Source organism: Sphingomonas sp. LC-1 (genome assembly GCF_025371035.1).
GTDB classification, from domain to species: domain Bacteria; phylum Pseudomonadota; class Alphaproteobacteria; order Sphingomonadales; family Sphingomonadaceae; genus Sphingomonas; species Sphingomonas sanguinis_E.
The window spans coordinates 1-15,782 of the sequence record NZ_JANZXB010000004.1 but is presented as its reverse complement, the minus strand read 5'-3'; the positions used below and the strand labels follow the sequence as shown (position 1 = coordinate 15,782).

At 67.5% G+C, this 15,782-nt stretch carries 12 protein-coding genes and 1 pseudogene; all 13 read left to right on the top strand.

What is annotated here, in order from left to right; all coding sequences use genetic code 11:
• Positions 1-1,071 (top strand): phospho-N-acetylmuramoyl-pentapeptide-transferase, encoded by a 1,071-nt coding sequence (gene mraY / locus NZL82_RS07035; protein WP_261269067.1) that lies wholly within the window; start codon positions 1-3, stop codon positions 1,069-1,071.
• Positions 1,068-2,354 (top strand): UDP-N-acetylmuramoyl-L-alanine--D-glutamate ligase, encoded by a 1,287-nt coding sequence (gene murD / locus NZL82_RS07030; protein WP_261269066.1) that lies wholly within the window; start codon positions 1,068-1,070, stop codon positions 2,352-2,354. Before mraY ends, murD begins: the two co-directional genes overlap by 4 nt.
• Positions 2,351-3,583 (top strand): FtsW/RodA/SpoVE family cell cycle protein, encoded by a 1,233-nt coding sequence (locus tag NZL82_RS07025; protein WP_261269065.1) that lies wholly within the window; start codon positions 2,351-2,353, stop codon positions 3,581-3,583. Before murD ends, NZL82_RS07025 begins: the two co-directional genes overlap by 4 nt.
• The gene (gene murG, locus NZL82_RS07020; protein ID WP_261269064.1) at positions 3,580-4,731 is read left to right on the top strand and encodes an undecaprenyldiphospho-muramoylpentapeptide beta-N-acetylglucosaminyltransferase; all 1,152 of its coding nucleotides are present in this window, start codon (positions 3,580-3,582) and stop codon (positions 4,729-4,731) included. Before NZL82_RS07025 ends, murG begins: the two co-directional genes overlap by 4 nt.
• On the top strand, positions 4,728-6,143 hold the full coding sequence (murC, locus tag NZL82_RS07015; protein WP_261269063.1) for a UDP-N-acetylmuramate--L-alanine ligase: 1,416 nt from the start codon (positions 4,728-4,730) through the stop codon (positions 6,141-6,143). Before murG ends, murC begins: the two co-directional genes overlap by 4 nt.
• Positions 6,140-7,027, top strand: coding sequence for a UDP-N-acetylmuramate dehydrogenase (murB, locus tag NZL82_RS07010; RefSeq protein ID WP_261269062.1), 888 nt, complete (start codon positions 6,140-6,142; stop codon positions 7,025-7,027). Before murC ends, murB begins: the two co-directional genes overlap by 4 nt.
• Entirely contained in the window at positions 7,024-7,968 is a 945-nt protein-coding gene (locus tag NZL82_RS07005) for a D-alanine--D-alanine ligase (RefSeq protein WP_261269061.1), read from the top strand. The genes murB and NZL82_RS07005 overlap by 4 nt, the downstream gene beginning before the upstream one ends.
• Positions 7,965-8,921: a cell division protein FtsQ/DivIB gene (locus NZL82_RS07000; RefSeq protein WP_261269060.1), complete on the top strand. Its 957-nt coding sequence runs from the start codon at positions 7,965-7,967 to the stop codon at positions 8,919-8,921. Before NZL82_RS07005 ends, NZL82_RS07000 begins: the two co-directional genes overlap by 4 nt.
• 7 nt (positions 8,922-8,928) lie before the next feature.
• Entirely contained in the window at positions 8,929-10,188 is a 1,260-nt protein-coding gene (gene ftsA, locus NZL82_RS06995; RefSeq protein WP_261269059.1) for a cell division protein FtsA, read from the top strand.
• Positions 10,189-10,307: 119 nt separating this feature from the next.
• Positions 10,308-11,852, top strand: a complete 1,545-nt coding sequence (ftsZ, locus tag NZL82_RS06990; protein ID WP_261269058.1) for a cell division protein FtsZ — start codon at positions 10,308-10,310, stop codon at positions 11,850-11,852.
• 512 nt (positions 11,853-12,364) lie between these two features.
• Positions 12,365-14,416: an SPOR domain-containing protein gene (locus tag NZL82_RS06985; protein ID WP_261269057.1), complete on the top strand. Its 2,052-nt coding sequence runs from the start codon at positions 12,365-12,367 to the stop codon at positions 14,414-14,416.
• 10 nt (positions 14,417-14,426) lie between these two features.
• Positions 14,427-15,593 carry a deoxyguanosinetriphosphate triphosphohydrolase gene (locus NZL82_RS06980; protein WP_261269056.1) on the top strand — a complete coding sequence of 389 codons (1,167 nt, stop codon included), beginning with the start codon at positions 14,427-14,429 and terminating at the stop codon, positions 15,591-15,593.
• A 59-nt stretch (positions 15,594-15,652) separates the two neighbouring features.
• A pseudogene (locus NZL82_RS06975) lies at positions 15,653-15,782 on the top strand (IS5/IS1182 family transposase); the annotation flags it as partial.

The window sequence follows — 15,782 nt, the reverse complement described above, 5'->3', positions numbered from 1 at the left end:
ATGCTGTACTGGATCGCGGAGCATCTCGGGTTTCCGGGGCTTCTCAACCTCATCCGTTACCAGTCGTTCCGGACCGGCGCGACGGTCGCGACCGCGCTGTTCATCGGCCTGATCATCGGGCCGCGCTTCATCGGCTGGCTGCGCGTCCGCCAGGGCAAGGGGCAGCCGATCCGCGCGGACGGGCCCCAGACGCACCTCGCCAAGCGTGGCACGCCCACCATGGGCGGGCTGATGATCCTGACCAGCATGACGCTGTCCATCCTGATCTGGATGAACGTCTTCAATCCCTTCGTCTGGGCGTGCCTGTTCGTGACGCTGGGGTTCGGGGCGATCGGGTTCCTCGACGATTATGACAAGGTGCGCAAAGCCTCGACTGCGGGCGTGTCCGGGCGGACGCGGCTGCTGCTGGAATTCGCCATCGCCGGGATCGCCGCATGGATCATCATGGGGCAGAACGGGCCGCACCTCTATCTGCCCTTCACCTCGCGCATGTATATCGACCTCGGCTATGTCTATCCGCTGTTCGCCGCCTTCACGATCGTGGCGTTCGGCAATGCGGTGAACCTGACCGACGGGCTGGACGGGCTTGCGACCATGCCGGTCATCATCGCCAGCGTCGCCTTCATGGTCATCGTCTATCTGGCGGGTAACGTGAAGTTCGCCGATTATCTGGGCATCCCGCATGTGCCGGGCGCGGGCGAGCTGGCGATCTTTTGCGGTGCGGTGGTCGGCGCAGGCCTCGCCTTCCTGTGGTTCAATGCGCCCCCGGCGGCGGTGTTCATGGGCGACACGGGCAGCCTGGCGCTGGGCGGCGCGCTCGGCACCATCGCGGTGGTCGCGCATCACGAAATCGTGCTGGGCATCATCGGCGGCCTGTTCGTGGTCGAGGCGATGTCGGTCATCATCCAGGTCTTCTTCTATAAGCGGACCGGCAAGCGCGTGTTCCGCATGGCACCGATCCACCATCACTTCGAACAGCTTGGCTGGTCGGAGCCGACGGTCGTGATCCGTTTCTGGATCATCGCCTTCGTGCTGGCGCTGGCGGGCCTGTCGACGTTGAAGCTGCGATGATCGTTTCGCACGACTGGGCGGGCAAGACTTTCGCGGTGCTGGGGCTGGCGCGCTCCGGCGCCGCGACCGTTTCGGCATTGCTGGAAGGCGGGGCGAGCGTCGTGGCCTGGGACAGCGATCCCGCCAAGCGCGAGGCCTTTACCGCCCATGACCGGCTGAGCATTGCTCCGCTGGACGACCTGTCAGGCTTCGATGCGCTGGTCGTATCCCCGGGCGTGCCGCTCAACACCCATCCGCTGGCCGCTGCGGCGCGTGCGGCGGGGGTGCGGATAATCGGCGACATCGAACTCTTCGCCCAGGCTCGGCACGATCTGCCGCCACACAAGGTCGTCGGCATCACCGGCACCAACGGTAAATCGACCACCACCGCGCTGGTCCATCACATCCTGAAGACGGCGGGCGTACCGACCCTGATGGGCGGCAATATCGGCCTGCCGATCCTGGGGCAGGAGCCTCTGCCGCAAGGCAGCGTCTATGTGCTGGAGCTGTCCAGCTATCAGATCGACCTGACCCGGAGCCTGGATTGCGACGTGGCGGTGCTGCTCAACATCACGCCCGATCATCTCGACCGCTATGACAGTTTTGCGGGTTACGCAGCGTCCAAGGCGCGGCTGTTCACGATGCAGTCGGCGGGGCATGTCGCGGTGGTCGGCACGGGCGACGAGGCTTCGGCCAGCATCGCGCAAGGGCTTGCCGGACGGACCGACGATCTCGTCACCATCGCGCCGGGCGTCATCGACCAGAGCCGCTGGCCCGCGCTGCAAGGTCCGCACAATGCCCAGAATGCGCGAGCCGCCATCGCGGTCGCGCGTGCCCTGGGCATCGCCGAGGATGTGATCGAGGCGGGGCTGCGCACCTATGCCAGCCTGCCGCACCGGATGCAGCATGTTGCGACGCGCAACGGCGTGGCCTTCGTCAACGACTCCAAGGCGACCAATCCCGAATCCACCGCGCCCGCGCTGGCGGCCTTTCCGCGCGTTCACTGGATCGTCGGCGGCAAGCGCAAGGGCGATGATCTCGACGCCTGCGCCGCCCATCTGGATCATGTCGTCGCGGCCTATACCATCGGCGAGGCGGCGCCGTTGTTCTTCGACCTGTTGAAGGACAAGGTGCCGGTGGTCGAGCAGTCCGGTACGCTGGAAGCGGCGGTCGCCCATGCGGCGGCGGCGGCGCTGCCGGGCGAGACGGTGCTGTTGTCGCCTGCCTGCGCCAGTTTCGACCAGTTCCGCGATTATGAAGCGCGCGGGGACGCGTTCCGCGCGGCGGTGGAGGCTTTGGCGTGAAGGACCGTGTTGCCAAGACCGCCCCGCGCCCCGGCTTGATCGGATCGATCAAGGGCCGCGGCGGCCGCGGCGACCGGTCGCCGCTGGGCACCTGGTTCTGGGACATCGACCGGGTGCTCCTGCTGCTCACCCTGTTCCTGATCGCGATCGGCCTGATCGCGGTCGCTGCCGCCAGTCCCGCGACCGCGATGCGCTATTCGGGCGAGCACCGGAAATTCGCGCCGCTTTACTATTTCTGGCGACAGGTGATGTGGGTCGGCGTTTCGCTGCCCGTGCTGTTCGGCGTCTCGATGCTGCCCGTCGTTACCGCGCGACGAATGGCGGTGCTGGGGACGGGCATCCTGATTGCGATCTTGGCGGTCACGCCCTTTATCGGCGTCGAGATCAACGGCGCGCGGCGCTGGATCGGCTTCGGCATCGCACAGTTCCAGCCTTCCGAATTCCTGAAGCCGATGTTCATCGTCACGACGGCATGGATCCTGTCGCTCAAGGCCAAGGAGCGCGATCTGCCTGCGACCCTCATCACCATGGGGATGACCGGGATGGTCGCCGGGCTGTTGATGCTGCAACCCGATTTCGGCCAGACGATCGTCTTCTGCCTGGTCTGGGTCGCGCTGTTGATGATCGCGGGCACGCCGCTCAAGGTAATGCTGGCGATCGGATCGCTGGCACCGATCGGGCTGGTCACCGCCTATATGTTCTATGGCGTCGCGCGCAGCCGCATCAACGCCTTCCTGTTTCCCGATGTCGATGGCGAGGGGGCGGCCGACCATTTTCAGGTCAATGCCGCGCACAACACGCTGACGGCGGGCGGCTGGACCGGCACGGGGCCGGGCGGGGGCTCGGCCAAGTTCGGCCTGCCGGAGGCGCATACCGACTATATCTTTTCGGTGATCGGCGAGGAGTTCGGCCTGATCGCCTGTTCGATCATCGCGCTCGTCTTCCTGGCGATCGTGGTGCGGGTGTTCGTGAAGCTGCTTGACGAACAGGACGAGTTCAAGCTCTACGCCGCCTCCGGGCTGGCGGTGCAGTTCGGTGCGCAGGCGCTGATTTCGATGGCGGTGAACACGGGGCTGGCCCCGTCCAAGGGGATGACCCTGCCGTTCATCAGCTATGGCGGCTCGTCGATGATCGCGCTGTCGATCGGGATGGGGTTGTTGCTGGCATTCACCCGGCGCAACCCGTTCCTGACGCGCAGCCCCTATGTTGTCAGGTGGAGCGGGCAATGAGCCGTCACTTCGTCCTCGCCGCCGGGGGTACCGGCGGCCATATGGTGCCCGCCGCCGCGCTGGCGGCCGAACTGACCCGGCGCGGCCACCGAGTGGCGCTGGTGTCGGACGCGCGCGGCGTGCGCTTCCCGGGGCTGTTCGAGGATATTCAAACCCATGTCCTGCCCGCCGGGCGCTTCGCCGGCGGTCCCGTCGGCTGGGGCAAAGCGCTGCGCGAGATGTGGCGCGGCCGCGCGATGGCGCGCGAGCTGTACAAGACTTTCCGCCCGGCGGCGGTGATCGGCTTTGGCGGCTACCCCGCAATGCCGGCCCTTCTCGCGGCGTTCGCTGAGGGGATCCCGACCGCGATCCATGAGCAGAATGCGGTGCTGGGGCGGGTCAACCGGCTGGTCGCGGGCAAGGTCGATGCGATCGCGCTGTCCTATGAGGATACGCAGCGGCTGAGCGCCAAGCATTCGGACAAGACCCGGCTGGTCGGCAATCCGGTGCGCGATCAAGTGCTCGCACTGCGGTCGCGGCCCTATCCGCTGCTGGAGGAGGACGGCATCTTCCGCGTCCTCGTCACCGGCGGCAGCCAGGGGGCGAGCATCCTGTCCAAGGTGGTGCCCGATGGCCTCGCCATGCTTCCCGTCACATTCCGGCGGCGGTTGCAGGTGACGCATCAGGCGCGGATCGAGGATATCGACGAAGTCCGCGCGAAATATGCCGAGCATGAGATTCCGGCCGAACTCGCTACCTATCTGCCCGACCTGCCCGAGCAACTGGCCTGGGCGCATCTGGTCATCGCGCGGGCAGGGGCCTCGACGCTGGCCGAGCTGACCGTGGCGGGGCGGCCAGCGATCCTAGTGCCCCTGCCGAGTGCGACCGACGATCACCAGACGGTGAACGCACGCGAGATGACCAAGGCGGGCGGTGCGCGCACCATCGCGCAGAAAGATTTCACGCCGGTCGAACTGGCCAAGCAGATGCAGAAGCTGGGCCTCGACCCGGCGGCGCTGGAGAATGCGGCGGGTCGCGCGCGCGGCTGTGGCCGACCGCAAGCGGCGAGCGATCTCGCCGATCTGGTCGAAAGCCTCGACGCACCGCGCATGGTCTTGCCGGTGGGCAAATCGCAAAGGACAGGGAATTTGGCGGGGATGGGCGCATGAAGGGCGTCGCGACGGACATCGGCACGATCCATTTCGTCGGTATCGGCGGCATCGGCATGTCGGGCATTGCCGAAGTGATGAAGAATCTCGGCTACCGCGTGCAGGGCTCCGACGTGGCCGAGGGCTATGTCGTGCAGGGGCTGCGCGATAAGGGCATTGCGGTCGCGATCGGGCACGCGGCCGATAATTTGGGCGATGCGGCCGTCGTCGTCACCTCGACCGCGATCACCCGCTCCAACCCCGAAGTCGAAGCCGCGCTGGAACGCCGCATCCCCGTGGTGCGCCGCGCCGAGATGCTGGCCGAGCTGATGCGGCTGAAGTCCACCGTCGCGGTGGCGGGGACGCATGGCAAGACGACGACGACCTCGATGGTCGCCGCGCTGCTGGATGCGGGTGGGGTGGACCCGACCGTCATCAATGGCGGCATCATCAACAGCTATGGCTCGAACGCGCGTCTGGGCGCCAGCGACTGGATGGTGGTCGAGGCCGACGAGAGCGACGGCAGCTTCCTGCGGCTGGACGGCACGATCGCGGTGGTGACCAATATTGATCCCGAGCATCTCGACCATTATGGCTCGTTCGACCGGGTGAAGGACGCGTTCGTCGAGTTCGTCGAGAATGTGCCCTTCTACGGCGCGGCCCTGCTGTGCCTCGACCACCCGGAGGTCCAGAACATCCTGCCGCGCGTCCGCGACCGGCGTGTCGTGACCTATGGTTTCTCAGCCCAGGCGGACGTGCGTGGCGTCAACGTCACGCCCATCCCCGGCGGTAACCGGTTCGAGGCGATCATCCGCAACCGCGATGGCTCCAGCCGCTCGATCGAGGGGATCGAGCTGCCCATGCCCGGCCGGCACAATGTCCAGAATGCGCTGGCGGCGATCGGCGTCGCGCTGGAACTGGGCATCGAGGACGCGACCATTCAGCAGGGCTTCGGCCAGTTCGGTGGCGTGAAGCGCCGCTTCACCAAGGTCGGCGAGATCGCGGTGGACGGCGGCACGGCGATCGTGATCGACGATTACGGCCATCACCCGGTCGAGATTCGTGCGGTGCTGGCCGCCGCGCGGGAAGGCGCGCGGGGTCGCGTGATCGCGGTGGTGCAGCCGCACCGCTTCACCCGGCTCGGCAATTTGATGGAGGAGTTCCAGACCGCCTTCAACGACGCCGACCGCGTGCTGGTAACCCCAGTCTATGCGGCGGGCGAGCAGCCGATCGAGGGCGTCGATGCGCAGGCGCTGGTCGAGGGGCTGAAGCGGCGCGGGCATCGCTCGACCGCGACCGTCGCTGATGCCGATGCACTGGCCGAAGAACTGGCAGGTTCGATCCGTGCGGACGATATGATCGTCTGCCTGGGGGCAGGCGACATCACCAAATGGGCGGCGGGCCTCGCGGCAGCGGTCGAGGCGCGTCGATGACCCTGCCCGACACCGCCGGCCGATTGACCCCCAGCGCACCCTTGGCGCCGCTGGTGTGGTTCAAGGCGGGCGGACCGGCCGAATATCTACTGGAGCCGAAGAGCGTCGAAGACGTGTCGGCCTTTCTGCGCGAGCTGGCATCGGATGTGCCGGTGATGGCCCTGGGCCTCGGCTCCAACTTGATCGTGCGTGACGGCGGCGTGCCGGGCGTGGTGGTGCGGCTGGGCAAGCCCTTTTCCTATGCGCGGGCGGAGGAGGGGCACCTCGTCACCTGCGGCGGAGGCACATCGGGCATCCTCGTCTCGTCCAACGCCCGCGATGCGGGCATTGGCGGGCTGGAATTCCTGCGTTCGATCCCCGGCACGGTCGGCGGCTTCGTGCGGATGAACGGCGGGGCCTATGGGCGCGAGGTGGCCGATGTGCTGGTCTCCGCCACCGTCGTCCGCCGGGACGGCACGGTCGAGACGCTGGGCGCCGCCGACCTGGGCTATACCTATCGCCACTCCAACCTGACCGACGGCACGGTGGTGGTCGAGGCGACGTTCCGGGGGCACGCGGCCGAACCGCAAGCCATTCAGGCCGAGATGGACCGCATCGCCGCTGCGCGCGAAGCGTCGCAGCCTCTGCGGTCGAAGACCGGCGGATCGACCTTCAAGAATCCGGAGGGGCACAAGGCCTGGGCGCTGGTCGATGCGGCGGGGTGTCGCGGGCTGACGCTGGGCGATGCGCAGGTGTCGGAGAAACACTGCAACTTCCTGCTCAACCTCGGCAATGCCACGGCGGCGGAGATCGAGGCGCTGGGCGAGGACGTCCGAGCCAAGGTCAAGGCGCAGTCGGGCGTGACGCTCGAATGGGAAATTCAAAGAGTGGGAATCGCGAAGTGACCGATCATCTCCATATCGCGGTTCTGATGGGCGGCTGGTCGGCGGAGCGGCCGGTGTCGCTGATGTCGGGCGCGGGCGTCGCCGATGCGCTGGAGCGGAACGGCCACCGCGTCACCCGGATCGACATGGACCGCGACGTCGCGGCGAAACTGGTCGAGGCTCAGCCTGACATCGTCTTCAACGCGCTCCACGGCTCGCCCGGCGAGGACGGCACGGTGCAGGGGATGCTCGACCTGATGGGCATTCCATACACCCATTCAGGTCTCGCCACCTCGGTCATCGCGATCGACAAGGTACTGACCAAGCAGGCGCTGGTCCCGCACGGCATTCCCATGCCCGGCGGCCGGATCGTGAAGTCGGAGGATTTGTTCGCCGGTGATCCGCTGCCGCGGCCCTATGTGCTAAAGCCGGTCAATGAAGGCTCGTCGGTCGGCGTCGCGATCGTCACCGACACCAGCAACCATGGCAGCCCGATCGCGCGCGATGCGGCAGGTCCGTGGGGCGAGTTCGAGGAATTGCTGGCCGAGCCCTATATCCGCGGCCGTGAACTGACGACCGCCGTTCTGGGCGGCCGTGCTCTGGGCGTGACCGAGCTGAAGCCCAAGAATGGCTGGTATGATTTCGACGCCAAATATACCGATGGCCTGACCGAGCATGTCTGCCCCGCGCAGATTCCGGACGAGATCGCCGAGGCGTGCAAGTCGCTGGCGCTGGAGGCGCACCGTATCCTGGGTTGCCGGGGTGCGTCGCGTTCCGATTTCCGCTGGGACGATGAACGCGGGGTCGACGGGCTGTTCCTGCTGGAAGTGAACACCCAGCCGGGCATGACGCAGCTCAGCCTGGTGCCCGAGCAGGGCCGCCATGTCGGCATGGATTACGACACGCTGGTCCAGGCGATCGTCGATGAGGCGGTGGCCTGGTACAAGGACCAGGCGGGATGAGCCGTACGATCAAGCGCGGGCCATCGCCCCGCCGTCCCGTGCCGCGTCGGCGTCAGCCGGTGCGTCGCGAGACGCTGGCGCAGCGGCTGCTCGGTCGCCTGCCGGTCAGCGAGGAGACGATCAAGAAGGCGGTCACCTGGTCGATCCTGGGCGGTGCGGGCGCGGCGGCTCTGGCGGTGGCGACCTATATCGGCGTGCCGGGCATGATCGGCACCGCGATCGCCGAGCAGGCGGGCCATGCCGGGTTCCGCGTCCAGCAGATCGAGGTCACCGGCCTGAAACGCATGGACCGGATGACCGTCTATGCCGTCGCGCTCGACCAGCAGAGCCGGGCGATGCCGCTGGTCAACTTGGAAGATGTCCGCGCCAAGCTGCTTCGCTATGGCTGGATCAAGGACGCGCATGTCTCGCGCCGCTTGCCCGACACGCTGCTCGTCGACATCGAGGAGCGCAGCCCGGCGGCGGTGTGGCAGGATAACGGCCAGCTGACGCTGATCGACGCAGGCGGTGTGCTGCTGGAGCCGGTCCAGCCAGAAGCGATGCCCGACCTGCCGCTGGTCATCGGGCCGGGCGCCAATTTGCAGGAACCGGCCTATCAGGCATTGCTGTCCGCCGCACCTGCTCTGAAGCCGCGCGTGAAGGCCGCGACCTGGATCGGCAACCGCCGTTGGGACCTTACCTTCGACAGCGGCGAGACGCTGGCGCTTCCTGAGGACGGGGCGGGGGCGGCGCTCATGCGCTTCGCGGCGATGGACGGATCGCGGCCGCTGCTCGGCCGGGGCTGGCTGCGGTTCGACATGCGCGACCCCACGAAGCTGGTTGCGCGAAAGCCCGGTTTGAATCAGAACCATGCACTGGCCGAACCGGCGCAGGCCGGGGGATCGGCCAAGGGAGGCACCGTGCCGGAGGGCGACGCCGAAGGTGCGTCCGGCACGGGGGAATCACAGGGGTAACGGGACCATGGCGAAAATTGCGCCCGAAGGGCTGATCACCGCCCTGGACATCGGATCGTCCAAGGTATCCGCGCTGATCGCCCGCAAGGGGGATGGCGGCGAACTGATCGTGCTGGGCACCGGTCAGCGCGAGAGCCGGGGCGTCAAGCGTGGCTATATCGCCGATATGGGCGCGACCGAAGCCGCGGTGCGCGAAGCGGTCGAACAGGCCGAACGGATCGCCGGGCTGAACATCGAGAATGTCTGGGTCGGCTTCTCGGCCGGGGGCCTGGTGTCCGACGTCGCGGAGGTCGAGTTCGAGCTGGGCGGCCATCAGGTCGAACAGGGCGATATCGACGCGCTGCTGGCTGCCGGGCGCAACTCGATCGATCCGCAGGGGCGGATGGTGCTGCACGCGCAGCCCGCGCTCTATACGCTCGACGGGCTGACCGGCGTGAAGAAGCCGCTGGGCCTCCACGCCGACCGGCTGGGCGTGCATATCCATGTCGTTGCCGCCGACGGATCGCCGGTGCGCAACCTCGATCTGTGCGTCCGCTCGGCGCATCTGGAGGTGAAGTCGATCATCGCAGCGCCGGTCGCGACGGGTCTGGCCTGTCTGTCCGATGAAGAGCGTGAATTGGGCGTCGCGCTGGTCGAGATGGGGGCGGGGATCACCAACGTCTCGCTGTTCGCCGGGGGAATGCTGGTCGGGCTGTGTTCGCTGCCCATGGGGGCGGCGGATATTACCGACGATGTCGCTTCCGCCTTCGGCACGCGGCGCCAGATGGCCGAGCGGATGAAGTGCTTCCACGGCTCGGCCAACGCCTCCCCGCGCGACAATCACGATATGATCCAGGTGACGCCGATCTCCGCCGAGGACGGCGGCGATACGATGCAGATCACCAAGGCGCAGCTGATCGGCGTGATCCGCCAGCGGCTGGAGCATCAGATGGGCGAGATTCGCAAGGCGCTCCAGCATCTGAAGTTCGAAGGGCCGGTGGGCCGCCAGGTGGTGCTGACCGGGGGCGGCGCGGAGTTGAAGGGCATTGCCGATTATGCGCAACAGGCGCTGGGCCGTTCGGTTCGGATCGGGCGACCGCGCGGATTGTCCGGCCTGCCCGATGCGCATGGCGGACCGGCTTTCGCGACGCTCGCTGGACTGGCATTCTACGCCGCGACCGACCCGATCGACCTGCGCAGCATCGCTCCCACCAACCAGACCGTTCACCGGCCGAGTGGTATGGGGCTGTTTCGGCGGCTGATTCAGGCGGCTAAGGCAAATTATTAAGGAAAAGCCTTCCAAGTTGGACGGTTTTATGTTGGCACCGGGCAGTCCTCTGGTGCACTAACGATCATTCAGGGGCCTGGTCTTAGCGTATCGACCAGGAACGGCGGAGTAATATTGGGATGAGCATCGAATTCATCGCACCCGAGGTCGACGAACTGACGCCGCGCATCGCGGTGATCGGTGTCGGCGGTGCCGGCGGCAACGCGATCGCGAACATGATGCGCGCCGAGGTGCAGGGCGTGGATTTCCTCGTCGCCAACACCGACGCGCAGGCGTTGAAGCAGTCGATCGCGCCGCAGCGTATCCAGCTGGGTGCCAAGATCACCCAGGGCCTGGGCGCGGGCAGCCGCCCCGAAATCGGTCGTGCGGCCGCCGAGGAGACGATCGAGGATCTGTCGAAGCTGCTTGAGGGAAGCCATATGTGCTTCATCGCGGCGGGCATGGGCGGCGGCACCGGCACCGGCGCGGCCCCGGTCATCGCCAAGGCGGCGCGCGACATGGGCATCCTGACCGTGGGCGTGGTGACCAAGCCCTTCGCCTTCGAGGGCAATCGTCGCGCCAAGTCGGCGGACGGCGGCATCGAGGAGCTGCAGAAGTACGTCGATACGCTGATCGTCATCCCCAACCAGAATCTCTTCCTGATCGCCAATGCGAACACGACCTTCAAGGAAGCGTTCTCGATGGCGGACGAGGTGCTGCAGCAGGGCGTGCGCGGCATCACCGACCTGATGGTCATGCCGGGCCTCATCAACCTCGACTTCGCCGACGTCCGCTCGGTGATGCAGGAGATGGGCAAGGCGATGATGGGCACCGGTGAAGCCACCGGCGACAATCGCGCGATCGAGGCGGCGCAGAAGGCGATCGCCAACCCGTTGCTCGACGGCGTGTCGATGCAGGGGGCCAAGGGCGTCATCATCTCGATCACCGGCGGCGACGACATGCGCCTGCTGGAGGTGGACGAGGCGGCGAACCACATTCGCGAGCTGGTCGATCCGGATGCGAACATCATCTGGGGTTCGGCCTTCAATCCCGAACTGGAAGGCCGCATCCGCGTGTCGGTAGTCGCCACCGGCATCGACGCCGATGTGAAGCCGGGTGCGGCGGCGCCGACCGAGGCGCAGCGCAGCAGCTTCAGCATGGGCGGCATGGCGCGCAAGGCCGACGAAACCCCCAGCTATCGTCCGAGCGAGCCGGCGGCCACGACGTCTTCCGCCCCGACGCCGGCACCTGCTCCGGTCGCGCAGCCGGCGGCTGCCGCGCCGACGCCCGCCCCGGCTCCGGTGCCGCCCGTCGCCCCGGCGGCGTCGACGCTCGGCAGTTCCGCTCCCAAGCCTGCGCCCGTCGCTCCGTCCCAGGACGACGAACTGGTTCTGGGGACCGACACGATCGTCCCCAGCGCCGCTGCCCCGGCACAGCCCGCACCGACCCAGGCGGCAGTCGAGCCCGCCCCCGGCAGCGAAGAGGCGCGTCGTCGCTGGCTGGCTCCGGGCAGCGAAGCGGGCGAGGTTCCGGCGCAGCCCGCGCCTCGCGTGAAGCTGGGCGGCACCTTGTTCGAGCGTATGTCGAACGCCGCCCGTGGCGCGCAACGCGATGAGAATGGCCAGGGCGGATCGGACTCGTCGCTCGACATTCCGCGCTTCCTGCATCGCCAGAACAACCAGTAAGGTGTCGCCCGATCCGTTCGGAAGGGCGGACCGGGCATAACAGCGAAGGGCCTGCGCCATAGGGTTGCGCGGGCCCTTCGTGCTTTTGGGGGGGATGGTATCCCTGCGCCGTATCGACATTCCGGCGGAGCGGCCTCCCGTTCCCTCCCTCGCAGGAGAGCGTTGCGGGCATCGGTTCGTCCTGCATTACCCCGGCATAGGCCGAAGGCCCGTCACGCACCGATCGACACAAGCTGGCAGCGCTTCTCCAACCCGATGCTGGCCCATCCGGCGATTGCGTAGCGCGTTTTGCAACGATCCTCGCAAGGGGAGGTCGTAGGGTAAAATCCTGGCGGAGGCATGTCCCCAGCCGCACGGTCCCCACACCGCCATCGGCTTGGCCCCAATGCCAGGTCCGCCAACCGCCAAGCTTCGCTCCGCCTGTTGGTCGACCGCCCGGTGCACTCGGGCGCGCAAGCTGTGCGATGGGCATTGCCGCGCGCGCCGAAACGCGCTTTATGGAACATGGTCTCATGACGTTCGCATTTCTTCCCCGCGCCTCGTTGGCGCTCGTCCTGGCGCTCGCGGTTTCGCCGGTGCCATTGTCCGCACAGGAAGTGGTACAGCCGCTTCCCGGCACCACCGATGCCGATCGCCTGGGGGACGTGATGCGCCGCGTGGCGCAAAATCCCCGGAACGTCGATGCGCTGGTCGAGGCGGCCGATCTGTCGATCAAGCTGGACGACCTGTCCGGTGCGGCGTCGCTTCTGGCTCGAGCGGAAAAGGTCGACGCGCGCGATCCGCGGATCAAGGCGGGCATGGCGTCGATCCTGGTGCGATCCGAACGCCCGGGCGAGGCGCTTCGCTATTTCACGCAGGCCGAGGCGGCAGGCCTGCCCGCGGCCCGTTTTGCCGCCGATCGTGGTTTGGCCTATGACCTGATCGGCGATCAGGCGCGGGCGCAGCGCGATTATCGGCTGGCACTGGCCAATGGCGCGAGCGACGAGGTGATCCGCCGCTACGCCTTGTCGCTGGGTATCTCGGGACAGCGCGAGCAGGCGCTGGAACAGCTCGATCCGCTGCTGCGCAAGACGGACCGTGCGGCATGGCGCGCGCGGGCGTTCATCCTCGCCATGGCTGGCGACCTGCCAGAAGCGACACGGATCGCGAGCACGATGATGCCCCCGCAACTGGCGCAGGGGCTGCAACCCTTTTTCCAGCGCCTGCCGACCCTGCCTGCGGTGGACCGCGCCTTTGCGGTCCATTTCGGCGAGACGCGCGCCACGCCCGAGCGTCTGGCCGATGCGCGACTGGCGCCCAATCTGCCCGCGCTGGCCCCCGAGGCCCCGGTCGCGCTGGCGTCGGCAAGGGTGACGACGCCGGTCGCGGCGGCCCCGGTGACGAGGCGCGAAGAACGGCGGCGCGGTGGACGATCGTCGCGCGACAATCGTGGCGCTGCCCTTGCGGCGGCGGTTCCGCAGCCGATGACGCCCGTTCCGACTGCGGTGCCCGTCCCGGCGCAAGCGATCCCGGCGACCCCGCCCGAGCAACGCGTCGTCGCGGCGGCCACGCCGATTCCAACGGTCCAGCCTCTGCCAGGCGCCAGCCCGACCTCGTCCGGCAATTTCGGCGCGGTGAGCCCCGCCGAAAGCCGTGCGCCGGTTGCCATCGCCGCGAATACGCCGCCGCGTCAGCCCATCGAGCCGCTACCGGCCGTGCAGCCGACGCCGGTCCCGGCACCGAGCAGCGCCACCGCCATGGTTCAGCCGCTTCCTGCGACCCCGGCCCCAGCTCCTGCACTGGCTCCTGCTCCGGTTCGCACGGCGGACACGGCCCCCGCCACGCCGGCACCGGTTGCCCTCGCGTCCGCCCCGCCGGAAAGAAGCGTTACGCCGGCTCCGCGTCCTACGCGAACCGCCACGCGCCGCCCCTCGCTGGCCGCCGCGCGCGCCGTGCGTGAGGATTCGGTGCTGGCGCGGATCGTCGCCAATCTCTCCATTCCGGCGTCCGAACTGGGCGTTGATGGACCCGAACGCCCGGTCGCGCTCGCCGCCAATACGCCCGCGAACAGCGGCACCCAGCGCGTCCTGGCCGAAGCGCGTGCCAAGGCCGAGCGTGACGAGGATGCGCGCAAAAAAGCCGCCGAGACCATCGACTCGGCCCCGCATACGCCGACCGCTGCCGAGCGGAAGGCTGCTGCGGCCAAGGCGGCCGCGGACAGGAAAGCACTTGCCGCCAAAAAGGCCGAAGCGGCCAAGAAGGCGCTCGCCGACAAGGCCGAGGCGGAGGAGAAGCGCCGCGCCCGGTCCAACCCCGAACGCATCTGGGTACAGGTTGCGGGCGGTGCAAACGAGGATGATCTGCCAAAGGCTTGGGCCGCGACCAGGGCGAAGGCACCCGCCGTTTTTGCGGGACGACAAGGTTACAAGACCCCGCTGCGCGCCACCCACCGCGTGCTGACCGGCCCGTTCAAGACCGATGAGGAAGCGCGCGCCTTCGTCAATCAATTGGCGAAAAAGGGCGTATCGGCTTTCCCGGTCACCAGCGAGGCAGGGCAGGCGGTGACGCGGCTCGATTCGAAATAAGCTTGTGTCGATGAGCCTTTTCGCCCCCTGGGCATCCTATCCCGACCAGAGCCGGGGGCGTCGCCATGGCGAGGCGCAAGGGCTGGAACGGGGTCCGCGCGACGCGTTCCAGCGTGACCGCGATCGGATCATCCATTCGATCAGCTTTCGGCGCCTGCGGCACAAGACCCAGGTTTTCATGGCGCCCGATGGCGATCATTTCCGTGTCCGCCTGACCCACAGCCTGGAGGTGGCGCAGATCGGGCGAACGATCGCGCGGACATTGGGGCTGAACGAGGACCTGACCGAGGCGTTATGCCTGGCGCACGACATCGGCCATCCGCCGTTCGGCCATGCGGGTGAGGATGCGCTGAAGGCGGCGCTGGCCGATCATGGCGGGTTCGATCATAACGGCCATACGCTGCGCACCCTGACCGAGATCGAACGCCCCTATCCGCGATGGGATGGGCTGAACCTGACCTGGGAAACGCTGGAGGGGCTGGCCAAACATAACGGACCGGTCCGCCATCCCGGCTGGGCGTTGCGAGAGGCCGATGCGGGATTTCCGCTCGATCTGGAAAGCCATGCCTCGCTGGAGGCGCAGGTCGCCGCGCTGGCGGACGATATCGCCTATGACAATCACGATATCGATGACGGCTTGCGCGCCGGGCTGCTGACGCTCGACCAGCTGCTCGGCGTGCCGTTGGTGGCGCGCGGATGGGACGCGGCGCGGGCGCAATTCCCCGACGTCGCACCCAAAAGGCTGGCGAGTGAACTCATCCGGTCGCAGATCGGGGTGATGGTCAACGACCTGGTCGCCGAAACCCGCCGCCGAATCGCGGATAGCGGGGTGGGGGATGTCGCCGATGTTCGTGCGGCGGGCCGTGCGCTGGTCGGCTTCTCCGACGCGATGCGGGTCGAGGAGCGCGACCTGAAGCGGTTCATGTACGCCAATCTCTACCACCACCCACGCCAGCTGGCGGCGGCGGATGCGGCGCACGGCATCGTGCAAGGCCTGTTCGCCGCCTATCGCGCCGACCCGGCGCAGCTGCCCGAGGAATGGCGCGAACGATTGCCGAATGAAGAACCGGCGCGGAGTCGGCATGTCGCGGATTTTATCGCGGGGATGACCGATCGCTATGCGGTGCGCTGCTATCAGCAGGTGGTGGGCGACATCGATCTGCCGGAAGGGTTCTAGGGTCAGGACCTATTGATGTGAGCATCGCGATCTGATTCAGGCTCCGCAAGGAGACTGGAATGAGCGACCTGTTTTGGCTGACGGATGAGCAGATGGAGCGGCTGCGACCGTTCTTTCCCAAGAGCCATGGTAAGCCGCGCGTGGATGACCAGCGGGTGCTGAGCGGCATCGTGTTCGTCAACAAGAATG